We start from the raw sequence: 21,951 nt of genomic DNA on the forward strand, positions 1-21,951 counted from the left end.
CCGGCGCACCGGCCCGTACGTGCCCGGGAACTGGCCGGGTCAGTCCCAGTGCGGCGGCCGCTCCGCCAGCAGCCAGTCGTCGTTGCCGCCGGGCCGCTCGCCCCAGCCACGGTCCGTGTCGTCGGTGGTCTGCTCGGGCAGCACCACGAGGTCGTCACTCAGGTCGACCACGCGGTCGTCGTCGCCACGCATGCCGGGATCGCTCACGAGCGGCAAGGATACCGGCGGCGGGGAAGACCGCTCGACCATCCCGGCCGGGTCGCCCCGTCGCGTCGGAGCGGCCGACCGACCCGCACGTTGGTAGCGTCGGTCGGCGTGACGACGCCGAGCGGGGGCAGCCCCGAGGACGAGTTCTGGCGACGCCCGACCCCGGACCGGCCAGCCCCCGGCAGCGGCGGCGACCGGCCCGGGACGGACACCCCGCCCGGCCCCGAGGCGAGCCCGGCCGGCGACGCGAGCCCGGCCGGCGCGGAACGGACCGGCCCGCCGGGCGTGGCAGGCGGGCCGCGGGCCGGTGCGGGACACACCAGCGGCGGCTCGGCACCGGGCTCGGCGGAGAGCCCCTGGGCCCGCCCCGGACCGGAAGCGGGCACCGGTGCTGCCGGTGGCCGAGCCGGCGGCACGGCCGGTCCCGGCGGGTACGCCGGCCCGCCGCCCACCACGCCACCACCACCGGGCTGGCGGCCGCCGGTCTACGTGCAACCACCGCCGCCCCGCCGACTGCCCGCGCAGGACATGGCCGTGATGGATCAGGCCGAGCAGCAGGCCCAGCGGCTCACCTACGGCGTCGGGGCGGTCGCCGCGGTGGTGTTGGTGCTGCTCACCTGCCTGCTCTGCTCGCGGGTGATCTTCTGAGCAGAGCTCAGAGCGTGCCGCCCCAGACGGCCTGGGCGCCGCTGTCCCCGGTGCGGTAGACGTACACCACGGCGAACACGGCCAGCACCGCCACCACCCCGGTGACCACCGGGGCGAGCCAGCGGGGCAGGTTGCGCCTCGCCACGTACCCGCTGGTCACCAGGAGGAGCAGCAGCGCCGCTGCGGCCAGCCCGAAGGTGAACGACCGGAGGGTCTCCCCGTAGCCGGAGTGCTCGCGCACCTGGTCGAGGATCTGCGCCGGGTAGTTCTTCTGCTCCAGCACCCTCTCCAGCGACTCGCCGGACTCGGTGGCCAGCCAGGTGGAGATCGGGGTCGCCACCGCCAGGGCCGCCACCGCCCAGTCGAGCCGGGCCCGCCAGCGGGGCAGCACGCCGTACGCGACGGAGACCAGCGCCAGCAGCGGCACCAGCACCACGGCGGCGTGCACGAGCAGGATGTGACCCGGCAGACCGTTGAATTCCCTGAACACCGACACCTCCGGCAACTGGGTGCGAACCGCGCGGTCAGCGTACGACGACCCGACCGTAGCCGCCTCCGTCACACCCATCCACGCACGTGGCCCCGGCCCGGTTCACCCTGTGGCCCCGACCACCACCCGTCACCGGTCGCTTGTCGGCATCGTGGCCCCGTGCTGTCATTAATCCATGTCCAGTGGCGAGGAACTGCTCCGGTCGAGGGGCCTGCGGGTCACCCGACCGCGCCTCGCCGTGCTGGACGTCCTCGCCGACGGCGGGCACCTGGAGGTCGACGAAATCACCCGCCGGGTCCGTGAGCGGCTCGACTCGGTCTCCACCCAGGCCGTCTACGACGTGCTGGGCGCGCTCTCCCGGGCCGGCCTCTCCCGCCGTATCGAGCCGGCCGGCTCCCCCGCCCGGTACGAGGCCCGCGCCGGCGACAACCACCACCACGTGGTGTGCCGCGGCTGTGGTGAGATCGCCGACGTCGACTGCACGACCGGCACTGCGCCCTGCCTCGACCCGAACACCGCGCACGGATTCGAGGTGGACGAGGCGGAGGTGACCTTCTGGGGTCTCTGCCCCACCTGTCAGACGCGCCGCTCCGCCGACGACTGACCAGCACCGACGACTGACCGGCGCCGCCCGACGCGTGGCACCCTTGGGCGGTGGACTCGGATGACCTCGGCCTGTTCGGTCCGGGATCGGTCACGTGGAAGGTGCACGACGAGCCGATCCTGATCGTCGCCGGCCTCCGCTCGCTCTACCTGCAGGCGCTGCACCCCCGGGCGATGGCCGGAGTCGCCCAGAACAGCAACTACCGCACCGACGCCTGGGGGCGGCTGGCCCGGACCGCCACCTACGTGGGGACGACCATCTACGGCACCACCGCCGAGGCGGAGGCGGCCGGCCGGCGGCTGCGCGCGCGGCACGCCCGGCTGCGGGCCCGCGACCCGCTCACCGGCGCGGAGTTCCGGATCGACGACCCGGAGCTGCTGCGCTGGGTGCACGTCACCGAGGTCGAGTCGTTCGTGAGCACCGCCCGCCGGGCGGGGCTGTCGCTGACCGCCGCCGAGGTCGACGGCTACTACACCGAGCAGCGCCGGGCGGCGGCCCTGGTCGGGCTCGACCCGGCCGACGTGCCGGGCACCGCCACCGAGGTGGCCGACTACTACCGGCGGATCCAGTGTGACCTGCGGATGACCAAGGAGGCGGCGGAGACCGCCCTCTTCCTGACCGCCCCGCCGATCCCGTGGAAGGTCAGCCGGCCGGTGCGGCTCGGCCTGAACCTCGGTCCGCCGCGCTGGGCCTACCTGGGCGTGGCCGGCCTGGCCATGGCGCTGATGCCGCCCTGGGCCCACCGGCTGTACGGGGGCCTCGGCCTGCCCACCACCGCGCTCTCGGCGGACCTGAGCGTGCGCGCGCTGCGGCTCGCCCTGACCGCGGTGCCCCGCCGCTACCGGGAGGGCCCGTTGCAGCGAGCCGCAAAGGCCCGCGCCACCCGCCGCCCCCTCACCTGACCGTCCCACCGCCGGGGCCACCGCCGGGGCCACCGCCGCCGACGGGCCCTGATTCACGGAAAGCGTGGCTATTCCTGGTCGGATAGCCACGCTTTCCGTGAATCAGCGCGGGTGTGTGGCCGGGCACCCGGCCGCTGGGGGCGCGGGGGTGGGTCAGGAGGTTGGGCCGGTGGGGCGGGTTACGGCCGCCCAGGGGTCCTTACCGGGCGTCTGCGCGCCCTCCGGACAGGTGCGCCGGTAGTCGCACCAGCCGCAGCGGGGACCGGGGGTGGCGGGGAACGCCTCGTCGGGGTCGCCGCCGTCGGTGACCGCCCGTTCGGCGGCCATGATGTCCCGGGCGGTCTCCTCGGCCCGGTTGAGCTGCCGGTGCAGCGACTCCGGCGTGTGCTCGTGCGCGGCGACCGTGCCGGTGGGCAGGTGGTGCAGCTCGACCCGGCGGCAGGGCCGGCGGAACACCCGCTCGGCCGCGTACGCGTAGAGGGCCAGCGCCTGCGAACCGCGCGCGTCGTCGGCGTCCAGCCCGGTGCGGCCGGTCTTGTAGTCGACGATCACCAGCTCGGGTCGCCCGTCCGGGCCGGGCCGGGAGTCGATCCGGTCGGTACGGCCGTTGAAGGCGAGCACTGCGGTCTTCACCGCGACCACCCGCTCCACCCCGACCGGCTCGTCGGCCGGGTCGAGCCCCGCCACGTACGCCTCCAGCCAGGCCAGAGCCCGGTGGAAGGCGTCCCGCTCCTGCTCGTCGTCGCGGTAGCCCTCGCGGACCCAGGTGCCCTTGAGCAGGGTGCCCAGCGCCTCGGGGCGCCGCCGGTCGGGGGCGAGGGCGTACCAGTTCTTCAGGGCGGTGTGGACGCTGGCGCCGAGCGAGTTGTGCGCCCACGGCGGGCCCTTCGGCGGGGCGGGCCGGTCGACGTACGAGTAGCGGTAGCGCCGGGGGCAGTCCGCGTACGCGCCGAGCTTGCTCGGGGTGCAGACGAAGAGCCGCTCCGGCATGCCCTCGAAGCCGAGCTGCTCGGCCTGCTCGGCGCGGGGACGGGGCGGCCGGCCGCCGGTGGGTCGTCCGGTCGGGGAGGGTCGTCGCACGCCCCAGATCCTGCCACCCCGGTACGACAGGCGGCGCGACGGCCGGCCGGCCGGATCAGCGCATGGTGACGTACTGGGTCACGAATGCGGCGATCGCGTCGGCGATGAGCTGCACCGCGATGGCGGCCAGCAGCAGGCCGGCGATCCGGGTCAGCACCTCGATGCCGCCCGGCCGGAGGATCTTGACGATCCCGCCGGAGAAGCGCAGCACGATCCAGACCGAGAGCATCACCGCGACGATCGCGGCGGCGATGGCGAGGTAGTCGGCGAACCCGGCGGCCCGCTGCACGAAGAGCATGGTGGCGACGATCGCGCCCGGCCCCGCGAGCAGCGGCGTGCCCAGCGGCACCAGCGCGATGTTCGAGGTGACCTGCTGGCTCGGGTCGTCGGCCTTGCCGGTCAGCAGCTCCAGCGCGACCAGGACCAGCAGCAGCCCGCCGGCGGCCTGCAACGCGGGCAGGTCGACGTGCAGGTAGGCCAGGATGGTCTGCCCGGCCACGGCGAACACCACGATCACCCCGAGTGCCAGCGCCACGGCCTGCCAGGCGGCCCGGTTCCGGTCACGCGCGAGCAGCGGCCCGGTGAGCGCGAGGAAGATGGGCATCATGCCGGGCGGGTCGACGATCACCAGCAGGGTCACGAAGACCTCGCCGAAGAGCTTGAGATCCACCCGGACACGGTAGCCGCGCCGCCGGAACGCTTCAGCCTGAAGCGACCGGGGTCACCCCGGTTGCCAGCGCGACGATCCGCTCGTACGCCTCCGGGCCGGTGGTGTGCGCGCCGAGCTGGACCGTCTTGTGCGTGCCGTGGAAGTCCGACGAGCCGGTGACCAGCAGCCCCAGCTCGGCGGCGACAACCCGGACGTGGGCGCGCTCGGCCGGGGTGTGGTCCTCGTGGTCGGCCTCCAGGCCGGCCAGCCCGGCCGCCGCCAGCGCCACGATCAGCTCGTCCGGCACGATCCGACCGCGCCGGCTGGCCCGGGGGTGGGCGAAGACCGGCACCCCGCCGGCCGCCCGGACCAGTGCCACCGCCCGGAACACGTCGATGTCCTCCTTGGGCAGCCGGTACCGTTCGCCCAGCCAGTCCGGCCCGAACGCCTCGGTGGTGGTGGCCACCAGCCCGGCCCGGATCAGCGCCTGGGCGATGTGCGGGCGGCCCACGGTGCCGCCGGCCGCGCCGGCGAGAATCTCCGCCCAGTCGACGTCGATCCCGTCGGCCTGCAGCAGCCGCACGATGCGCTCGCCACGCTCCTCGCGGGCCGACCGGACCCGGGCCAGCTCGGCGACCAGCTCCGGCTCCGTCGGGTCGAAGAGGTACGCGAGCAGGTGCAGCGGGATCGCCGGCTCGACGCCGTGCCAGCGGCAGGAGAGTTCCGCGCCTCTGACCAGGGTCAGCCCGGGCGGCAGCGCGTCCAGCGCGGCCGCCCAGCCGCCGGTGGTGTCGTGGTCGGTGATCGCCACCACGTCGAGGCCGGCGTCGGCGGCGGCCCGGACCAGCTCGGCGGGGCTCAAGGTGCCGTCGCTGGCGGTGGAGTGGGCGTGCAGGTCGATCCGGGCGGCGCTCACCCCGCCGACGCTACCGTCCGCCGGGGACGCCCGCCGTCGGGCCGGCGCGACGGATCAGTGGGCGGTGTCGGCCACCACGACCAGCCGCTCGTCCCCGGCGATCCCGGCGACCGGTGAGCCGGTGGGCTGCTCGCCGGCCGCCACCCGGTCGGGGCGCACCCGGACCAGCCGGCCGGTGCCGTCGACGTACAGCGCGACGCCGCTCCCGGTCCAGGCCGCCCCGTCGACCAGCGCCGGCCCGGCCGGGTGGGCCGACACGGTGGCCCCGAGGGTGCGCAGGTCGACCAGGAGGGCCGCCTTTCGTGCCCCGTTGACCAGCAGCCACCTGCCGTCCGGGGAGATCGCGGCGGTGCCGTCGGTGGCGAGCTCCGGGCCGCAGCCGGTGCGGACCGGGGCGAGGTTCCGGGCCGGGTCGAGCAGGGCCAGGCAGGGCCGCCGGGGCGTACCGGCGGAGACCTCGGCGACCACCCGGCCGTCGGGGAGGGTGCCGTAGACGTTCAGCACGTCGCGCGCCGGGCCGCCGGGCTGGCCGCCGGCCGACCGGCGCCAGAGGCTGACCCCGTGGCCGGGCTGCCGGACCAGCACGGCGTCGGCGGCGAAGCCGATCGGGACGGCGCCCTCCGGCGCCGCCGCCCGGCTGGTCGCGAGGAGCTGGCCGCCGATCAGGCCGGCGGCGTGGATCTCCGGGCCGTCGCGCCAGGCGACCTGCCGGCCGTCCGCCGCGACCGCGACGGCGTCCGCCCCGGCGAGCAGCACCTGCGGCGCGCTGCCGTTGGGCGGCACCCACCAGAGGGTACGGCCGGCCGCGGTGGGCACCGAGGTGATCAGCCAGCCCCCGTAGTCGGGGAGGCGTTGCGCCCGCTCGACGCTGGCCACGCCGGTCAGCTCCCGCTGCTCTCCGCCGCTGGTGTCCAGCCGGGAGCCGACGATCAGGTCCAGTTCGGCGCGGACCGGCTGGGCGGACCGGGACGGGGTGCCGCCGGTCGGCAGCGGTGAGGGGGTGAACCCGCGCGGGTCCCCGAGCACCACGATGGGCGTCCCCCCGTGTCCGCTCGGCCCGCCCAGCTGCGCCACTCCGGTGGTGACCAGCACGGTCGCCGCGCCGGCCAGGGCGAGGCCGGTGAGCGCGCGGCGTCGCCCGCTGCGCCGGGCCCGGCGGAGGGCCACCCCGGCCGGGTCGGCGGCGAGCGGCCGCGGCGTGGCGACGCGGCCCGCGAAGGTCTCGCGCAACGCCCGCTCCAGCTCGTCCTCGGTCACCTCGAATGGACGCTTCGGGCCGCCGGGCTGGTTGTCGCAGGGGTTCGGCGTACGGCTCATCGGGTCTCCACCGGCACACTGCTGACGGGCCGGGCGGCGGGGGCTTCGGGCGCGGCCGGCCGGACCGCCGGTGGGCGCGCGGCGGGCCGCGGGGCCGGGGTGCGCGGCACCGGCCGCGGGGCCGGCGTACGCGGGGCGGGCCGGGCGGGCGCCGCCGCCGGTTCGGCCGGCAGGCCGAGCGCCGCCGCGGAGCCCAGCCGGCGGCGCAGCGTGTTGAGTGCCCGGGAGGTCTGGCTCTTCACCGTGCCGGGAGAGATCTCCAGCAGGGCAGCGGTCTGCGCCTCGGACATGTCCTCGTAGAACCGGAGCACCAGCACGGCCCGCTGCCGGGCCGGGAGCGCCTGGAGGTGCCGCCAGAGGGCGTCCCGGTCGAGCTGCTGCTCGATCTCGTCCACCCCGGCCCGCTCGGGCAGCACCTCGGTCGGACGCTCACCGTGCCAGCGGCGGCGCCACCAGCTGGTCGAGGTGTTGACCAGGACCCGGCGGGCGTACGGCTCGAGCGCCTCGATCCCGCCGAGCCGCTTCCAGGCCAGGTAGGTCTTGGTCAGCGCGGTCTGGAGCAGGTCCTCGGCGGTCGCCCAGTCCCCGGCCAGCAGGTACGCGGTGCGCAGGAGCGCGCCCGAGCGGGCCGCGACGAACTCACGGAACTCCTCCTCCAGCGGGTCCCTGCTCGCCAACGCTCACCTCCACACCCGTCCTGCATGGCAGGTTGCCATGTCCGGGTGGGTCGAGTCGACGGCAAATGGTGCGCACTCCGTCCGATGTTCGGACGAAAAGTTTCACGCCCCGTCGTCGGCCTTGGCCTCGTCCGCCTCCTTGCCCAACCGCGCCTCGACGGCCTGCGGCTCGTACATCTCTTCCACGACACGCAGGTAGAGCTCGTTCGGGTTGGGCAGGTTCTTGATCTCACGGAGCGCCTGTTCCTGGCCCGCGGACTCCAGCACGAAGGTGCCGTAGTTGAGCGCCCGGCCGGTCGGGGACTGCTCGTACTTCATGTCGGTGACCCGGACCAGCGGCATCATCGCCACCCGACGGGTGATGATCCCGTTGACCACCATCACCCGCTTGTTGGTGAGGATGAAGCGGTCGTACCACCAGTCGGCGACCCGCCAGGCCACCCAGCCCATGACGGCGAACCAGAGCAGCACGGCGACGGTGGTCAGCGCGCCCACGTCCCGCCCGGCGAGGAAGCCGGAGAGGTAGCCGAGGACGAAGGTCGCGGCGATGCCCACCAGGATCGGGGTGGAGAGGTGGATCCAGTGCCGCTTCCACTCCCCCCGGTAACGCTCGGTGGGGAAGAGGTAGCGGGCCACCAGCGAGCTGGGCTCGTCCTCCAGCGGCAGCACCCGGCGGGGGGCCATGCCGGAGGCGTCGACCCGCAGCCCGACCAGCTCGTCCTCGGTGATCTGCGGCGGCTGGTAGCCGGCCTCCGGGTCGCGGATCCAGGCGCGTCCGGAGCGGCCCTCACCGGCGAAGCCCGGCCCGTCACCGAAGGCGGCGTCGTCTGAAAGGGAGGGACCGTCACCCAGGCCGGCGCCGGCCCCGTAACCGGGACCGTCGTCCGGGCCGACCCGGGGGATGGGTTCGGTGTCCCGGCGCGACCAGTCCGGGTCGTCGGGGTCGAAGGGCGGACCGGAGGGGCTTCCCATCGGCGGCTAGGCGACCAGGCTCGTGAAGAAGTCGCCGAAGCCCTGAGCGATGTCCATGATGCCGCCACCGAGGGACTTGAACACGTCGGCGGCGGAGTTCGGCCGGTAGGCAACGAAGAAGATCAAGAATGCGATGCCGGCCCAGGTGAGGACCTTCTTGACCATAGCGGGCCATCCTCTCGCGCGGCGCCGGGTCCGTTTACCGCAGCGGCACCCAGAGTATCAGCATGGTGTCGTACAGTGAATATCTGCGTTCGTGCCCCGCTCCGCCGGTGCCGGCCGGTCAGGCCCGCCCGTGCAGGTACGGAGATGGAGCGCCGTACACGAGTTCGGGCGGAGTCCACTCGGCGAGGTCGTGCAGCACGACTTCTTCCGCGAGGAGGTGACCCGCACTCGCCGGCCAGGCTATCGCATGGAGCCACATTCCCCGAGCCTCGCCGGCGTACGCACTTCGATCTGTCGGCGAATTCACGAGCCACAGTGGAGTGGGGTGGCCGCCGACTCTGATCTTCGCGTGCGGGACCCGTTCGGGGTGACCAGGTCCGGGACCGGTGAGGGCTGCCGCGACCTGCGGCCCGGGATCGGGACCGGGCAGCCCCGCGAAGCGGGAACCGAGCCCGACGCCCGGCTCCTCGGCGACGAAGATGAGGTCGGCCGGTCCACCGTCGAGCGGGGCCGGACCGGAGCAGGCGATCGCCGTGGCGCGCAACCCGTCCGGGTCGTCTCCCGCCCAGGCCACCCCGGTCAGGGTCCACCCGGTGGGCAGCGGCCACGGGCACCAGAGCGGCACGCCGGGCCGCCCGGACGGATCGGTGCGGGCGACCATCCGGTCCACCACGCTCGCCATGATCTCGGCGCTGATGTGCTCGGGCACGTGCAGCGGCGGCACCGGGCCGCAGCGCAGGCACCGGGACTCGCCGTGCATCAGGTCGGGTTCCCGGACCGGACCCGCGCATCTCGGACAACTCACCGCGACACTCACGTTCCCACGGTCACCCCGCGCCGCCGGGGCGTCAAGCCGAGCGGCCGGATCGGTGGCGCTCAGGCCGGCGGCGGACCTGCGTACGCGCGGATCCAGGCGTGCATGGCGATGCCGCTGGCGACCCCGGCGTTGATCGAACGGGTGGAGCCGTACTGGGCGATCGAGAAGAGCTGGTCGCAGGCGGCCCGGGCGGGCTCGGACAGGCCGGGCCCCTCCTGGCCGAAGAGGAGCACGCAACGGCGGGGCAGGGTGCTGGTCTCCAGCGGCTTCGAGCCGGGCAGGTTGTCGATGCCGACCACCGGCAGCCCCTGCGCCGCCGCCCACGCGACGAACTCCTCGATGGTCGCGTGGTGCCGGACGTGCTGGTAGCGGTCGGTGACCATGGCACCGCGCCGGTTCCACCGCCGCCGCCCGACGATGTGCACCTCGGCGGCGAGGAAGGCGTTGGCGTTGCGGACCACCGTGCCGATGTTGAAGTCGTGCTGCCAGTTCTCGATGGCCACGTGGAAGTCGTGCCGACGCCGGTCCAGGTCCGCCACCACGGCCTCGCGCCGCCAGTAGCGGTAGCGGTCCACCACGTTGCGCCGGTCGCCCTCGGCGAGCAGCTCCGGGTCGTACCGCGGGTCGTCCGGCGGGTCGCCGGGCCAGGGCCCCACGCCCACGTCGAGCTGGTCGTCGGTCACGGGTTCCAGAGCGTACGTCCCGGAGCCGCCGCCGGCCGCCGGCACCCCGGTCAGCGCAGGTCCAGAGCGCCGCCGAGCCGGTCGAGGAACCGCCGGTCGGCCGGGCTCGATCCGACGTCACCGGCCTGGCAGACCCGGGCCGCGACGGACTCCACCCACTGCCGGTACGCCGCCGCGTCGGCCGGGTCGGCGCGACGCCGGAGCAGCCGTACCGCCGCCCGGCAGGCGGCGAGCAGGTCGACGACGTCGGTGAGGCGCTCGTCCCGGGCGGCGGCGCCGTCGTGCCGGGCATAGATCGCGGCGACCACCGCACGGACCAGATCGCTGTCGAAGGCCCGCCCGGCCGCCACCGCGTCCAGGCCGGCGAGCCCGGCGGCGACGCCACGCGGCGGGCGCCCGGGACCCGGCGAGGCGGCGGCGACGAGGACCCGACCCGGCAGGTCGGTCAACAGGTCCCACTCCGTGGTGGAGTACCCGGCGTTGGCCAGCGGTACGGCACGACGACCGGCGGCGGACGGCTCTCCGGCGACGGGGTGGCTCATGCCGCCGCTCCGCCTGGCTCCGCGGCGCCATGAGGCGCCGATGCGCTGAGCCTGATGATTCGCTCGCTGCGCTCGCTCATCGCGGGACCTCCGGCGTCAGCATATGCCCCGGAAGGCGAAAAGAACCCCCTCCTCCGGGGGAACGTCGGGGAAGGGGGCCTTCGCGGTGGGTCGGGGTCAGCGCGGCTCGGGGAAGCTCGGCCGCTCGGGGTCGACACCCTCGGGCACGGCGGCGGCCGCGTACTCCTTCTTGGGAACCATGACCTTCCGGCGGAAGACGCAGACCAGCGTCCCGTCCTGGTTGTAGCCGCGGGTCTCCACGGCCACCACGCCGCGGTCCGGCTTCGAGGAGGATTCCCGCTTGTCCAGCACCGTCGTCTCGCCGTAGATGGTGTCGCCGTGGAAGGTCGGGGCGACGTGCCGCAGCGACTCGATCTCGAGGTTGGCGATCGCCTTGCCGCTGACGTCCGGCACCGACATGCCGAGCAGCAGTGAGTAGATGTAGTTGCCGACCACGACGTTGCGCTTGAACTGGGACGCCGACTCGGCGTAGTGGGCGTCCATGTGGAGCGGATGGTGGTTCATGGTGAGCAGGCAGAAGAGGTGGTCGTCGTACTCGGTCACCGTCTTGCCCGGCCAGTGCCGGTAGACCGCGCCGACCTCGAACTCCTCGTAGTAGCGGCCGAACTGCATCCTTGTCCCCTTCGACGGGCGGCGATGGAGTTCGGCACAGCATGCCTTACCGCTTGTTAAGGCGACGACGGGGGCGCTGCTGGCGCGGAAATGTCACACCGGGGCCGACCTGGGGGGAGACGCAATGAGCGGCGGGGCCCTCCCCGGCACCCGCCGCCCACGCTCTGATGTCCAAGATTCTGCCGCAGGCGCCGCCGACCCGACAGAGACGGGCGTCACATTTACCTTTTTGTGACATTACTTTGAGTAGCCGGCAATCTTCTGGGAGGCGATCTCTGCAGGCCGGATCCCCGCTTGTCAGCCATCAAGTTACCGATCCGTAGCGCTCGATCTCGTCGATCTCTTTGGAAACGCTCCCATCACGCCATGTCACGCAAATGCGTCCTGCACTTGCGCACCGCAGGCCGGCAGCGGCCGATTACTCCCGATGCGCCTCCGTCACGGCGAGAGGCTGCGCGGCGTTTCATCCCTCCCGTCGCGGGAATTCCTGGGCGTCCACCCTGGTTCCATCCGGACGTAGGCAATTCGCGCTGATCGGAGAGTGCAATGGCAACGGTTGAGCTGACCACCGCCAACTTTGACGAGGTGACCGAACGGGACGGCGTCGTCCTGCTGGACTTCTGGGCCGACTGGTGCGGTCCTTGCAAGCGGTTCGCCCCGGTCTATGAGCGCTCATCCGAGAAGCACCCGGACATCACCTTCGGCAAGGTCGACACGGAGGCTCAGCAGGAGCTGGCCGTGAAGTTCAACATCAGCTCGATCCCGACGGTGATGGCGATCAAGGACGGCGTGATCGTGTTCGCACAGCCGGGCGCTCTCCCGGAGTCCGCGCTCGAAAACCTGATCGAGCAGGTGGAGAAGCTGGACATGGACGAGGTCCGCAAGCAGATGGCCGAGCAGGGCCACAAGCACTGAGCCGAGGCGCTCGCACCGACGGCCGGGTCCCCGACGGGGCCCGGCCGTCGCCGTCTCCGGCCCTTGCCGATGGCGACACGGTCAGCGAGTGATGGACGACGGACCGACACCCGGCGGGGGCTTGGTCCCGTATCGTCCACACCCGATGGAGACCCTGACCACCCGCGGCCGCACGATCCGGCTGGGTGCCACCGTGCTCGGGTTGGCGCTGCTCCTCGCCGGCACCGTTGTCGGCACCGACGACGACTTCCCGTTCGGGCCGTTCCGGATGTACTCCACCTCGGACCCGCCGGACGCGCCCGCGCCGGACACCCGGGTGGAGGGCGTCGACCGCACCGGGGCGGTGGTCCCACTGGGCCAGGACGCGACCGGCATCCGCCGCGCCGAAATCGAGGGCCAGCAGTCCCGGTACGTCGCCGACCCCGACCGGCTGCGCCGGGTCGCCGAGGCGTACGCCGAGCGGCACCCGGGCGCACCCACGCTGGTCGAGGTGCGCATCGTGATCCGCTGGTACGACATCCAGGGCAGCCGCCCCACCGGCCGCTGGACCGACCGCACCGTGGTGACCTGGCAGGCCGCCCGGTGACCGGCTGGCTGACCGAGGCGGTGCCCCGCGGGCGGGTGGCCGCCTTCCGTACCCTCGTCTACCTCTTCGTCGCCGCCGACCTGGCGGTCTTCACCCCGTGGGTACGCAGCCGGGTCGACGTGCCCGGCGACCTCTACCAGCCGTTGCTGATCGGGAGGCTCCTCCCGCTGCCCACCCCCACCCCGGCGGTGGTCGGCGTGATCTTCTGGGCGCTGCTGGTGCTCGCGCTGCTCGCGGCGACCGGACGGGCGCCCCGGCTGCTCGGCTGGGCGGTCTTCGCCCTCTACCTGGAGTGGATGATCGTCGCGATGAGCTACGGCAAGGTCGACCACGACCGGTTCGGGCTCCTCGTCGCACTGGCCGTGCTACCCACCGCCGGACGGGCCCGGCACGGTGATCCCACCCGCACGGAGGCCGGCGGCTGGGCGCTGCGGGTCACCCAGATCGCGGTGATCTGCACGTACTTCCTGGCGGCCTGGGCCAAGTTCCGGTTCGGCGGCCTCGACTGGGCGACCGGGTCGGTGCTGGCCCGGGCGATCATCCGGCGCGGCACCGACCTGGCCGACCTGATCGCCCAGGTGCCGCACCTGCTGATCGTCGCCCAGTTCGGCATCCTCGCCTTCGAGCTGCTCAGTCCGCTGGTCTTCGTCCTGCCCGAACGGTGGCGGCTCGCCACGGTGGGCTTCTTCTACTCCTTCCACCTGGCGACGTTCGCGACGATCACCATCTCGTTCGCGCCGCACCTGGTGGCGATGACCAGCTTCCTGCCGCTGGAGAAGGTCCGTCCGGTCTGCTGGGCGCGCCGGCTCCGCACCCGCCGCCGGGCCAGCACCCCCGACGCCGATCCGCCCCCGCCCCGCACCGCACCCGAGCCGGCGATCGGCCCCACCCCCACCAGCTGACCCCACCCCCAACCCCGCCCCTCACCTCGCCTCGCCCCGCCCCTCGCCCGCGCTGATTCACGGAAAGAGTGGCCATTCGGCTACGGATCAGGCCGCTTTCCGTGAAACAGAGGCCGGACCGTGCGTGGCCGGGGTCGGGGGTGGTGGGTGGGTCAGGCGTCGGCGGCGGGGCGGCCGGTGGGGCCGTAGAGGCGTTCGCGGGCCTCCTGGGGTAGCGAGCACGCGGCGGTGCCACCGGGCATCCGGTGGCGGTTGCGGGCCACCCACCGGTACGCCGGCCAGGCCACCGCCCCGACCGGCGGGAAGCGCAGGCCGGCACCGGCCACCCGCCAGAGCGGGCCGCTGCCCCCGAGCAGTTGCGCGATGGCGTCCGGGCCGGCGGCACGGGAGCCGTCGGCACCCACCCACTGCACCGCCTCCTCGCACTCGGCCTCGGTCAGCCCGAGCGCCGCCAGGTCGGCGAACTGCCAGGGCACCACCCGGGCGCCGGTGGGGATCCGGCGCTCGACGAACCGGGCGCAGCTGGTGCAGAACGCGCAGTCCCCGTCGTAGACGAAGGTCGACGTCTCCATGCGTCCATCCTGCACCCGGCGGGGGCCGCTCCGGTGCCCGGTGTCCGGCGCGTCACTTGCGCTTCGTTCGTACGCATGTTCGAATGTGGGTCATGCGCTGGGACAACCTCTCCGCTCCCCCGGACGAGGGGACTCCCGACGGGGCAGCGCCAGCGACTCCACCCCTGCCGCTGGCGCTCCCCGGCGCGATCGTCCGCACCTTCGACACCCCCGGCTTCGCCGGCATGACCTTCTACGAGGTGCGCGCGAAGTCGGTCATCAACCGGGTGCCCGGCCAGTCCCGCGTCCCGTTCGAGTGGACGATCAACCCGTACCGCGGCTGCAGTCATGCCTGTGTGTACTGCGTCGCCGGAGACACGCCGATCCTGACGGCCGACGGCCGCACCAAGCCGATCAGTGAGCTGACCCCGGGTGACCGGATCTACGGCACCGAGCGGCAGGGCACCTACCGCCGGTACGTGGTGACCACGGTCCGCGACGTCTGGTCGACCGTGAAGCGGGCGTACCGGGTCACCCTGGAGGACGGCACCACGCTGGTCGCCAGCGGCGACCACCGGTTCCTCACCGAACGCGGCTGGAAGTACGTCACCGGCGCGATGGGTGGCGCCGGGAAACGGCCGTACCTGACCACCCGTAACCGCCTGATCGGGACCGGCCGGTTCGCCGCCGGGCCCAAGGAGTCGACCGACTACCGGCGGGGCTACCTGTGCGGCATGGTCCGCGGCGACGCGCACCTCGGCAGCCGGTTCCGGCTGGCCCTGGCCGATGAGGAGGCGCTCGACCGCACGGCCCGGTTCCTCGCCGAGGCCGGCGTCGAGCCGCGGCGTTCCTCCCTCGCCGCGATCCGCGGCGCCCGGCGGGCGGCCACCGTGCTCCGCACGAGCCGGCAGCGGGACGTGGCGGCGATCACCGAGTTGGTCCGCTGGCCGGACGGGCCGACGGACGACTGGCGACTGGGTTTCCTCGCCGGCCTCTTCGACGCGGGTGGCAGTTGCAGCCGGGGCGTCTTCCGGATCAGCGCCGGTGACGAGGAGCTCGAGCACGCCGCCCGCGCTCTGGACAGCTTCGACTTCCGCTGGGTCCTCGACGATCCCGGCCGCTCCAACCGGCTACGCCAGCTCCGGCTGACCGGTGGCCTGCCCGAGCGGCTGCGCTTCTTCCACCTGACCGACCCGGCGATCACCCGCAAGCGTTCCATCGAAGGCGCCGCGCTCAAGTGCCGGGGCCGGCTCGGGGTGGTCGAGATCGAGGACCTCGGCCTGGAACTGCCACTGTGGGACATCAGCACCGGCACCGGCGACTTCATCGCCAACGGGGTGGTCAGCCACAACTGCTTCGCCCGCAACACGCACACCTACCTCGACCTGGACGCCGGGGCGGACTTCGATCGGAAGGTGATCGTCAAGGTCAACGCCGGCGAGCTGGTCCGCCGCGAGCTGGCCGCCCCGCGCTGGCGCGGCGCGCACCTCGCGATGGGCACCAACGTGGACTGCTACCAGCGGGCGGAGGGCCGCTACCGGCTGATGCCGCCGATCATCGAGGCGCTGCGCGACTTCGCCAACCCGTTCTCCATTCTCACCAAGGGCACGCTGATCCTGCGTGACCTGCCGCTGCTGCGCCAGGCGGCCGAGGTGACCCGGGTCGGGCTGTCGTACTCGGTCGGGTTCGTCGACGAGGCGTTGTGGCGGGCGGTCGAGCCGGGCACACCGAGCCCACGCCGCCGGTTGGACGCGGTCCGCCAGTTCACCGACGCCGGTTTCCCGGTGGGGGTGCTGATGGCACCGGTACTGCCCGGGTTGAGCGACGACGACGAGTCGATCGACGCCACCGTGGCGGCGATCGCGGCGGCCGGGGCCACCAGCGTCACCCCGCTGCCGCTGCACCTGCGCCCCGGTGCCCGCGAGTGGTACGCGCACTGGCTGGCCCGCGAGTTCCCGCACCTGGTCCCCGGCTACCGGCAGCTCTACCACGCCGGGGCGTACGCGCCGCAGGCGTACCAGCGGGAGGTCACCGCGCGGGTGCGGATGGCCGCCCGCCGGCACGGGCTGCACCGGGGCGAGGACGGCGACAACCGCCGACTGCCCGCTGCGCCACCGTCGCCACCTGGGGCGGAGCAGCTCTCCCTCCTGTAGGGACGACAAGGACATCGCGGCGGGCGGCAGTGGCTTACGCTTCGGCCCGTGCAGGAGATCGTCGACGCGGCGCTACGCCGTCACGCACCATCATCCTCGCCGCGCTGGCGATCGGCGGGGCCGCCGGGCTGTTCTCCCGCTGGGTCGACTCGGTCCATCCGCTGCTCTCCCTGCTGGGCCTGATGCCGCCGCTGGTCGTAATCGTCGTCGCCGTCCGTGAGCTGGTTCGACCGCCGGGCACCGCGGAGCTGCAGGTCGACGAGACCGTCCGGGCGTTCGTCGCGCCGCCCCGCACCGGGCGCGCCCTGGCACTAGTGGCCGTCTACTGGCGGCGGGTGCCGCTGGTCACGGTCACGGCGGAGGGCGTCACCACGGGCGCACCGCCCGCGGTCGTCGTCCCGTGGGAGGGTCTCGGCCCTTCCGCGCCGGCCTCGGCCGGGTACCGCAGCCTGCGACTGCCCGTTGTCCGGCCGGAGCTGATCAGGTCCCGTAGGCGGGGACGAAACCAGATCAACCTTCCCGTCCGGGAGCTGACGGTCGCGCCGGCCCTCCCGGCCGCCGTGATCGCGTACCACACCGCCCATCCTGAGCATTGGGCCGCCGTCGGCACCCGTGAGGAGTACGCCCGGCTCCGGCACGCGCTCGCCGGTGACCGGCTGCCCGGCCAGGTCTAGGGTCCGGGCCGGCGACCGGCGCCGGCAACTCGCCGCGCCGCGCCGGCCACGGTCCGGCTGGCTGGGCCGTCAGCGGGACGGCGGCCGACGGCGACGTTAGGCTCGAACGATGCGCTCCGCCCAGCAGATCCTCGCCGAGTCCGCCGTGATCGCCGTCGTGGGCGCGTCCCGCGACCCGGGCAAGGCCGCGCACCGGGTGCCGCAGGAGATGCAGCGCCACGGCTGGCGGATCATCCCGGTGAACCCGACGGTGGACGAACTCTTCGGTGAGCGGGCGTACCCGTCGCTGGCCGACATCCCGCACCCGGTGGACCTGGTGGACGTGTTCCGTCCGGCCCGGGACGCGGTGGAGGTGGTCCGGCAGGCGGTGGCAATCGGCGCCCCGGCGGTGTGGTTGCAGCTCGGGATCTTCTCCGCCGAGGCGCGACGGATCGCCGAGGAGGCGGGGATCGACTACGTCGAGGACCGGTGCCTGATCATCGAGCGGGCCGCCGCGGGCCTGAGCCGGCAGGGCTGAACGAGGACGCTGCCCGACGGGCGGCGCGGCCCGGCCGCCATCTTCGCTGTCCTGTCGCGGGCTGGCGGGCTGGCGGGCTGGCGGGCTGGCGGGCTGGCGGGTGCCGCATACCCTGCTGGCGTGTCGATTTCCGGGCCGGCGCGCGCGTCAACGCAGCCCGGCCGCGACGGGCTCTGGTCCCGGCGGCTGTTCTCCCTCGTAGTCGGCGGTGCGGTGGCCGCGGCCGCCGCCCGGGTGCTGCTGCCGACGACGGCGTCCGACCTGGACGCCGTCCGCGGTCTGGCGTGGCTGGCCACGGGGGTGGACCTGGCGCAGCGGCACTGGCGGCCCCGGCGCACCGGCCGGCTGGTCTGGCGCGCCCGGGTGGCCGGCCGACACGGGACGGAGCCGGGGCTGGTGGCCCGGCGATCCCTCGCCGGCTGGGTGGGGCTGGTCGCCGGCCTGGCCGCGGGGTCGACGCTGACGGTCGGCGTGATCTCGACCCTGCCCGACCGCTGGGCCTGGGTGGCGGCGGGCCGGCCGGTGCTGCTGGCCGCCGGGGCACTGGGACTGGGCTGGTTCGGCTACCGGGAGGTCCGGTTCACCGGCCGGCTGGCGCTGACCGCGAGCGGGATCCGGGACGGTGCGGACTGGTATCCCTGGTCCGAGGTCAGGGAGGCCCGGCCGGGCTCCCGGGACCGGCAGGACGGGGTGCGGCTGCACCTGAGCCCTGGCAGGGTCTGGCCTCAGGTGATCGGCGGGCGCGGCGTGACCGTGTCGGATGAGCGGCTGCTGGCCGCGATCGAGCACGTCCGGGTCCGGCCGGAGATGCTGGCGGTGGGGCTGCCGGTCACCCCGCCGGAACCGGCCCCGAAGCCGGTTCCGGCGGAGTGAACGACGCGTACGTCAGAGCTTGTACTCCTTGAGCAGGCCCCGGGAGATGATGGTCTTCTGGATCTCCGAGGTGCCCTCGCCGATGAGCAGGAACGGTGCCTCCCGCATCAGCCGCTCGATCTCGTACTCCTTGGAGTAGCCGTAACCGCCGTGGATGCGGAACGCCTCCTGGACCACCTCGGCGCAGTACTCGGAGGCGAGCAGCTTGGCCATGCCGGCCTCGACGTCGTTGCGCTGGCCGGCGTCCTTGAGCCGGGCCGCGTTGACCATGAGGGCGTGCGCCGCCTCGATCTTCGTACCCATCTCGGCCAGCTTGAAGGCGACGGCCTGGTGCTTGGCGAGCGGCTGGCCGAAGGTGCGGCGCTGCTGGGCGTACGCGACGGCCAGCTCGAACGCCCGGATGGAGATGCCGCAGGCGCGGGCGGCCACGTTGACCCGGCCGACCTCGATGCCGTCCATCATCTGGTAGAAGCCGCGGCCGACCTTCTCCGCGCCGCCGAGCACGGCGGAGGCGGGGACGGTGACGCCGTCGAGGACCATCTCGGTGGTCTCGACGCCCTTGTAGCCCATCTTGTCGATCTTGCCGGGGATGGTCAGGCCGGGCGCGGTCTCGCCGAAGCCGGGCTCCTTCTCCAGCAGGAAGGTGCTCATGTTGCCGTACACCGAGTCGGCGCCGGTGTCGGTCTTCACCAGGGTGGCCACCACCGAGGAGTACGCCCCGTTGGTCAGCCACATCTTCTGCCCGTTGATGACGTAGTTGTCGCCGTCGCGGACGGCCTTCGACTTGATCGCCGAGACGTCGGAGCCGCACTCCGGCTCGGACATCGAGAAGGCGCCGCGCACCTCGCCGGTGGCCATCCGGGGCAGCAGCCGGGCCTTCTGCTCGGCCGAGCCGTGCTGCGAGATCAGGTACGCCACGATGAAGTGGGTGTTCACGATGCCGGAGATCGACATCCAGCCCCGGGACAGCTCCTCCACCACCAGCGCGTAGGTGAGCAGGGACTCGCCGAGGCCGCCGTACTCCTCGTCGATGGTCAGGCCGAACAGCCCCATCTCGCGCATCCCGTCGAGGATGTCGGTGGGGTATTCGTCGGCGTGCTCCAGCCGCTGGGCGTGCGGAATGATCTCCTTGTCGGCGAACTCCCGGACGGTTTCCAGGATCGACCGCTGCACGTCGGTCAGGCCGGGCGTCTGGGCGAGTCGGGCCATCTCAGCCTCCGGGGGATCGGCGCATTACTCGTGGGTAACTGAACGTTCGGTCAGTATCGGCCCCGCGACCGGCGAGGCCAAGGTGACCAGTCCACACAACCGCTGTGAAAAGGTTCACCGCTGCGGGTAGCGTCCGCAAGAGAGAAGCCCGATGACCTGCGACGGAGGGGGCGAGCGCCGTGAGCGAGCGGGGCGGACGAACCATTCGGCTCAGCAGCGTGGCGCCTCGCCGCCGGGAGCGAAGCGAGGCGGCGGCGTGAGCCAACCACCCGGTGAGCCGGAGCAGCCGCCGTCGCCGTACGAGCCGCCGTCGCCGTACGAGCCGCCGTCCTACGGCCAGCCGTACGGGCAACCGCAGCAGCCGCCCTGGGGGCAGCAGCCCCCCGGCGGCACGCCGCCGCCGTACCCTCCGCAGCCCCCGTACGGCCAGTACGGCCCGCCGACCGGCGGAGGGCCGCGACCGCGCGGCGGGCCGAACGTGCTGGCCATCCTCTCGCTGGTCTTCGCCTTCGTCTTCGCCCCCGCCGGCATCGTCCTCGGCCATCTGGCGAAGCGCCAGATCCGGCAGACCGGCGAGGAGGGCGACCAGCTCGCCACCTGGGGGTTGATCCTCAGCTACGTCTTCACCGCCCTCGGACTGCTCGCCTGCTGCGGCTGGATCGGCCTGGCCTGGTGGGCGAACTCCGACAACGGCAGCTACCGCTGACCGGCCCCGTCAGCGGAACTCCGCCTCCCGCACGCTGTTGCCACCGTCGACCACCAGCATCTGCCCGGTGATGTACGACGCGGCCGGCGAGCAGAGGAAGGCGATCGCCGCGGCCACCTCGTCCGGGGTCCCGGGGCGGCCGACCGGGGTGCCCAGCCCCTGCTTGATCTCGGCGACGGTCGAGGCGGCGGTGTAGATGGTGCCCGGCGCGACCGCGTTCACCGTCACGCCGTCGGCGATCATCTCCATGGCCAGGGCCCGGGTCAGCCCCACCACACCCGCCTTCGCCGCGGCGTACGCGGCCTCGGTGGGCAACGCGTTGACCGCCCCGGCGGTGGCGGCCAGGTTGACGATGCGACCCCAGCCGCGCTCGGCCATCCCGCCGATGAAGGCGCGGCTGCACAGGAACGCTGTGGTGAGGTTGCGGTCGATCTCACCGCGCCACTCGTCGTAACTCAACTGGGCCACCGGCCGCAGCACCTCCGGGCTGGCCCGGCTGGCCAGCCCCGCGTTGTTGACCAGCACCTCGACGTCGCCCAGCTGCTCGGCCACCGCGTCGGCGAGGGCACCGACCTCGGACTCGTCGGTGAGGTCGGCGACGAAGCCGGTCATCCCGAGCTCGCCCGCGCGCTCGTGGATCCGCCGGGTGGTGGAGACGATCGCCACCCGGGCCCCCAGGTCGGCGAGGCGACGCGCGGTCGCGTACCCGATGCCGTCCGGACTGCCGGCGCCGGTGACCAGCGCGACCCGGCCGTCGAGTCGCATGGTGACCGGCTCGCCGAGCGGCGCCGGCTGGTCCTGGTCGGCGGACCCGGCCGGGATGCCGGGACGGCTGCGCCGCACCAGGCCCGGACGGCTCACGTCCCGTCGCGACCGACCGCCGCGCGCGTCAAGTGCCATGCCGAGATCCTGCCCGCTGTGGACGTTGCGGGCAACGCGGCACCCGGAAAGGTGGTCCTCCGGTTTGCCTGCCGCTGGCTACCCTGACGGCACCCGAAGAGCTACGGAGATGAGCAGATGAGCTACCCCCCGCAGTCCGGCGGCTGGCACGACCCCTCCCAACCGTCGAGCCCGCCGGCCGACCCGACGCTGCCGATGGGCGGCAACCCGATCCCGACCCAGCCGACCTCGGCGAACCCGTACGCCGGGATGCAGTCGTCCGACCCGTACGCCACGCCGGCCTACCCGACGGGCGACCCGTACGCGCCGGGCGGCTACCCGCCGGCCTACCCGGCGTACGGCCCACCACCGACCAGGACCAACGGGATGGCCATCGCGGCGCTGGCGCTCTCGCTGATCGGCATCACCTCGTGCATCACCGCCCCGATCGGCGCGATCCTCGGCCACGTCGCGCTGAAGCAGATCCGGGAACGGGGCGAGCAGGGCGAGGGCATGGCGAAGGCCGGCATCATCATCGGCTGGATCCTCACCGCCCTGATGGTCCTGTTCATCGCGGCGATCGTCGTCGCCGCGATCGCCGACAGCTCCAGCAGCTACTGACGC

Annotated in this window: 28 protein-coding genes; 12 read left to right on the plus strand and 16 right to left on the minus strand. The window is 73.6% G+C overall.

Features of this window, described 5'->3' with window-relative positions; genetic code table 11:
- Positions 1-39: 39 nt before the first annotated feature.
- The gene (locus tag ACL02O_RS13585) at positions 40-207 is read right to left on the minus strand and encodes a hypothetical protein (RefSeq protein ID WP_412818456.1); all 168 of its coding nucleotides are present in this window, start codon (positions 205-207) and stop codon (positions 40-42) included.
- A 108-nt stretch (positions 208-315) separates the two neighbouring features.
- On the opposite strand from ACL02O_RS13585, the gene ACL02O_RS13590 reads away from it, so the two are divergent.
- A complete protein-coding gene (locus ACL02O_RS13590) occupies positions 316-855 on the plus strand; it encodes a hypothetical protein (protein ID WP_412818405.1) in 540 nt (179 codons plus the stop codon).
- Between the two features lie 7 nt (positions 856-862).
- On the opposite strand, the gene ACL02O_RS13595 is transcribed toward ACL02O_RS13590, so the two are convergent.
- The gene (locus ACL02O_RS13595) at positions 863-1,345 is read right to left on the minus strand and encodes a DUF2231 domain-containing protein (RefSeq protein WP_412818406.1); all 483 of its coding nucleotides are present in this window, start codon (positions 1,343-1,345) and stop codon (positions 863-865) included.
- A gap of 175 nt (positions 1,346-1,520) precedes the next feature.
- On the opposite strand from ACL02O_RS13595, the gene ACL02O_RS13600 reads away from it, so the two are divergent.
- Positions 1,521-1,949, plus strand: coding sequence for a Fur family transcriptional regulator (locus tag ACL02O_RS13600; RefSeq protein ID WP_412818407.1), 429 nt, complete (start codon positions 1,521-1,523; stop codon positions 1,947-1,949).
- A gap of 50 nt (positions 1,950-1,999) precedes the next feature.
- Positions 2,000-2,851: an oxygenase MpaB family protein gene (locus ACL02O_RS13605; RefSeq protein ID WP_412818408.1), complete on the plus strand. Its 852-nt coding sequence runs from the start codon at positions 2,000-2,002 to the stop codon at positions 2,849-2,851.
- Positions 2,852-3,004: 153 nt separating this feature from the next.
- Here the strand turns inward: ACL02O_RS13605 and ACL02O_RS13610 are convergent, their stop codons facing one another.
- From ACL02O_RS13610 to ACL02O_RS13660, 11 genes are all read right to left on the minus strand, one after another.
- Complete coding sequence (locus ACL02O_RS13610) at positions 3,005-3,841, minus strand: RecB family exonuclease (RefSeq protein ID WP_412818453.1); 837 nt, start codon at positions 3,839-3,841, stop codon at positions 3,005-3,007.
- A 145-nt stretch (positions 3,842-3,986) separates the two neighbouring features.
- Positions 3,987-4,601 carry a MarC family protein gene (locus ACL02O_RS13615; protein WP_412818409.1) on the minus strand — a complete coding sequence of 205 codons (615 nt, stop codon included), beginning with the start codon at positions 4,599-4,601 and terminating at the stop codon, positions 3,987-3,989.
- A 31-nt stretch (positions 4,602-4,632) separates the two neighbouring features.
- Entirely contained in the window at positions 4,633-5,496 is an 864-nt protein-coding gene (locus ACL02O_RS13620) for a PHP domain-containing protein (protein WP_412818410.1), read from the minus strand.
- 54 nt (positions 5,497-5,550) lie between these two features.
- Positions 5,551-6,813, minus strand: a complete 1,263-nt coding sequence (locus ACL02O_RS13625; RefSeq protein WP_412818411.1) for a WD40 repeat domain-containing protein — start codon at positions 6,811-6,813, stop codon at positions 5,551-5,553.
- Positions 6,810-7,490, minus strand: coding sequence for a SigE family RNA polymerase sigma factor (locus ACL02O_RS13630; RefSeq protein WP_412818412.1), 681 nt, complete (start codon positions 7,488-7,490; stop codon positions 6,810-6,812). Before ACL02O_RS13630 ends, ACL02O_RS13625 begins: the two co-directional genes overlap by 4 nt.
- A gap of 102 nt (positions 7,491-7,592) precedes the next feature.
- Positions 7,593-8,462, minus strand: a complete 870-nt coding sequence (locus ACL02O_RS13635; protein WP_412818413.1) for a PH domain-containing protein — start codon at positions 8,460-8,462, stop codon at positions 7,593-7,595.
- Between the two features lie 6 nt (positions 8,463-8,468).
- Positions 8,469-8,627 carry a hypothetical protein gene (locus ACL02O_RS13640; protein WP_007455302.1) on the minus strand — a complete coding sequence of 53 codons (159 nt, stop codon included), beginning with the start codon at positions 8,625-8,627 and terminating at the stop codon, positions 8,469-8,471.
- Positions 8,628-8,745: 118 nt separating this feature from the next.
- A complete protein-coding gene (locus ACL02O_RS13645; RefSeq protein WP_412818414.1) occupies positions 8,746-9,432 on the minus strand; it encodes a DUF6758 family protein in 687 nt (228 codons plus the stop codon).
- A 71-nt stretch (positions 9,433-9,503) separates the two neighbouring features.
- On the minus strand, positions 9,504-10,127 hold the full coding sequence (locus tag ACL02O_RS13650) for a TrmH family RNA methyltransferase (RefSeq protein WP_412818415.1): 624 nt from the start codon (positions 10,125-10,127) through the stop codon (positions 9,504-9,506).
- A gap of 50 nt (positions 10,128-10,177) precedes the next feature.
- Complete coding sequence (locus tag ACL02O_RS13655; protein WP_412818416.1) at positions 10,178-10,669, minus strand: hypothetical protein; 492 nt, start codon at positions 10,667-10,669, stop codon at positions 10,178-10,180.
- A 177-nt stretch (positions 10,670-10,846) separates the two neighbouring features.
- Positions 10,847-11,362: a MaoC family dehydratase gene (locus ACL02O_RS13660; RefSeq protein WP_302768842.1), complete on the minus strand. Its 516-nt coding sequence runs from the start codon at positions 11,360-11,362 to the stop codon at positions 10,847-10,849.
- A 546-nt stretch (positions 11,363-11,908) separates the two neighbouring features.
- On the opposite strand from ACL02O_RS13660, the gene trxA reads away from it, so the two are divergent.
- The 3 genes from trxA (at position 11,909) to ACL02O_RS13675 (ending at position 13,765) form a co-directional block, all read left to right on the plus strand.
- Entirely contained in the window at positions 11,909-12,277 is a 369-nt protein-coding gene (gene trxA / locus ACL02O_RS13665; protein WP_412818417.1) for a thioredoxin, read from the plus strand.
- A 145-nt stretch (positions 12,278-12,422) separates the two neighbouring features.
- Complete coding sequence (locus tag ACL02O_RS13670; protein WP_412818418.1) at positions 12,423-12,863, plus strand: hypothetical protein; 441 nt, start codon at positions 12,423-12,425, stop codon at positions 12,861-12,863.
- Positions 12,860-13,765 (plus strand): MFS transporter permease, encoded by a 906-nt coding sequence (locus ACL02O_RS13675; RefSeq protein WP_412818419.1) that lies wholly within the window; start codon positions 12,860-12,862, stop codon positions 13,763-13,765. Before ACL02O_RS13670 ends, ACL02O_RS13675 begins: the two co-directional genes overlap by 4 nt.
- A 152-nt stretch (positions 13,766-13,917) precedes the next feature.
- Here the strand turns inward: ACL02O_RS13675 and ACL02O_RS13680 are convergent, their stop codons facing one another.
- Positions 13,918-14,337, minus strand: a complete 420-nt coding sequence (locus ACL02O_RS13680) for a thiol-disulfide oxidoreductase DCC family protein (protein ID WP_412818420.1) — start codon at positions 14,335-14,337, stop codon at positions 13,918-13,920.
- Between the two features lie 92 nt (positions 14,338-14,429).
- On the opposite strand from ACL02O_RS13680, the gene ACL02O_RS13685 reads away from it, so the two are divergent.
- From ACL02O_RS13685 to ACL02O_RS13700, 4 genes are all read left to right on the plus strand, one after another.
- Complete coding sequence (locus tag ACL02O_RS13685; protein ID WP_412818421.1) at positions 14,430-16,469, plus strand: intein-containing Rv2578c family radical SAM protein; 2,040 nt, start codon at positions 14,430-14,432, stop codon at positions 16,467-16,469.
- Positions 16,470-16,498: 29 nt separating this feature from the next.
- Entirely contained in the window at positions 16,499-17,143 is a 645-nt protein-coding gene (locus ACL02O_RS13690) for a hypothetical protein (protein ID WP_412818422.1), read from the plus strand.
- A 109-nt stretch (positions 17,144-17,252) separates the two neighbouring features.
- Positions 17,253-17,660, plus strand: a complete 408-nt coding sequence (locus ACL02O_RS13695) for a CoA-binding protein (RefSeq protein ID WP_412818423.1) — start codon at positions 17,253-17,255, stop codon at positions 17,658-17,660.
- A gap of 120 nt (positions 17,661-17,780) precedes the next feature.
- On the plus strand, positions 17,781-18,533 hold the full coding sequence (locus ACL02O_RS13700; RefSeq protein WP_412818424.1) for a hypothetical protein: 753 nt from the start codon (positions 17,781-17,783) through the stop codon (positions 18,531-18,533).
- Positions 18,534-18,545: 12 nt separating this feature from the next.
- Here the strand turns inward: ACL02O_RS13700 and ACL02O_RS13705 are convergent, their stop codons facing one another.
- Positions 18,546-19,742, minus strand: coding sequence for an acyl-CoA dehydrogenase family protein (locus ACL02O_RS13705; RefSeq protein WP_412818425.1), 1,197 nt, complete (start codon positions 19,740-19,742; stop codon positions 18,546-18,548).
- Positions 19,743-19,998: 256 nt separating this feature from the next.
- On the opposite strand from ACL02O_RS13705, the gene ACL02O_RS13710 reads away from it, so the two are divergent.
- A complete protein-coding gene (locus tag ACL02O_RS13710) occupies positions 19,999-20,448 on the plus strand; it encodes a DUF4190 domain-containing protein (protein WP_412818426.1) in 450 nt (149 codons plus the stop codon).
- A 9-nt stretch (positions 20,449-20,457) separates the two neighbouring features.
- On the opposite strand, the gene ACL02O_RS13715 is transcribed toward ACL02O_RS13710, so the two are convergent.
- Positions 20,458-21,348 (minus strand): SDR family NAD(P)-dependent oxidoreductase, encoded by an 891-nt coding sequence (locus tag ACL02O_RS13715; RefSeq protein ID WP_412818427.1) that lies wholly within the window; start codon positions 21,346-21,348, stop codon positions 20,458-20,460.
- A gap of 117 nt (positions 21,349-21,465) precedes the next feature.
- Between ACL02O_RS13715 and ACL02O_RS13720 the strand changes: the two genes are divergently transcribed.
- The gene (locus tag ACL02O_RS13720) at positions 21,466-21,948 is read left to right on the plus strand and encodes a DUF4190 domain-containing protein (protein WP_412818428.1); all 483 of its coding nucleotides are present in this window, start codon (positions 21,466-21,468) and stop codon (positions 21,946-21,948) included.
- The last annotated feature ends 3 nt before the right edge of the window (positions 21,949-21,951 follow it).

Source organism: Micromonospora mangrovicola (assembly GCF_047200535.1).
In the GTDB taxonomy this organism is placed as follows: Bacteria; Actinomycetota; Actinomycetes; order Mycobacteriales; family Micromonosporaceae; genus Micromonospora.

What these genes read in the sequence shown, in the direction of transcription:
- ACL02O_RS13600 (WP_412818407.1), top strand. Translation starts at nt 1,521, where the DNA reads ATGTCCAGTGGCGAGGAACTGCTCCGGTCGAGGGGCCTGCGGGTCACC.
- ACL02O_RS13610 (WP_412818453.1), bottom strand. Translation starts at nt 3,841, where the DNA reads ATGCCGGAGCGGCTCTTCGTCTGCACCCCGAGCAAGCTCGGCGCGTAC.
- ACL02O_RS13625 (WP_412818411.1), bottom strand. Translation starts at nt 6,813, where the DNA reads ATGAGCCGTACGCCGAACCCCTGCGACAACCAGCCCGGCGGCCCGAAG.
- ACL02O_RS13635 (WP_412818413.1), bottom strand. Translation starts at nt 8,462, where the DNA reads ATGGGAAGCCCCTCCGGTCCGCCCTTCGACCCCGACGACCCGGACTGG.
- ACL02O_RS13640 (WP_007455302.1), bottom strand. Translation starts at nt 8,627, where the DNA reads ATGGTCAAGAAGGTCCTCACCTGGGCCGGCATCGCATTCTTGATCTTC.
- ACL02O_RS13655 (WP_412818416.1), bottom strand. Translation starts at nt 10,669, where the DNA reads ATGAGCCACCCCGTCGCCGGAGAGCCGTCCGCCGCCGGTCGTCGTGCC.
- ACL02O_RS13660 (WP_302768842.1), bottom strand. Translation starts at nt 11,362, where the DNA reads ATGCAGTTCGGCCGCTACTACGAGGAGTTCGAGGTCGGCGCGGTCTAC.
- trxA (WP_412818417.1), top strand. Translation starts at nt 11,909, where the DNA reads ATGGCAACGGTTGAGCTGACCACCGCCAACTTTGACGAGGTGACCGAA.
- ACL02O_RS13670 (WP_412818418.1), top strand. Translation starts at nt 12,423, where the DNA reads ATGGAGACCCTGACCACCCGCGGCCGCACGATCCGGCTGGGTGCCACC.
- ACL02O_RS13680 (WP_412818420.1), bottom strand. Translation starts at nt 14,337, where the DNA reads ATGGAGACGTCGACCTTCGTCTACGACGGGGACTGCGCGTTCTGCACC.
- ACL02O_RS13685 (WP_412818421.1), top strand. Translation starts at nt 14,430, where the DNA reads ATGCGCTGGGACAACCTCTCCGCTCCCCCGGACGAGGGGACTCCCGAC.
- ACL02O_RS13695 (WP_412818423.1), top strand. Translation starts at nt 17,253, where the DNA reads ATGCGCTCCGCCCAGCAGATCCTCGCCGAGTCCGCCGTGATCGCCGTC.
- ACL02O_RS13705 (WP_412818425.1), bottom strand. Translation starts at nt 19,742, where the DNA reads ATGGCCCGACTCGCCCAGACGCCCGGCCTGACCGACGTGCAGCGGTCG.
- ACL02O_RS13715 (WP_412818427.1), bottom strand. Translation starts at nt 21,348, where the DNA reads ATGGCACTTGACGCGCGCGGCGGTCGGTCGCGACGGGACGTGAGCCGT.
- ACL02O_RS13720 (WP_412818428.1), top strand. Translation starts at nt 21,466, where the DNA reads ATGAGCTACCCCCCGCAGTCCGGCGGCTGGCACGACCCCTCCCAACCG.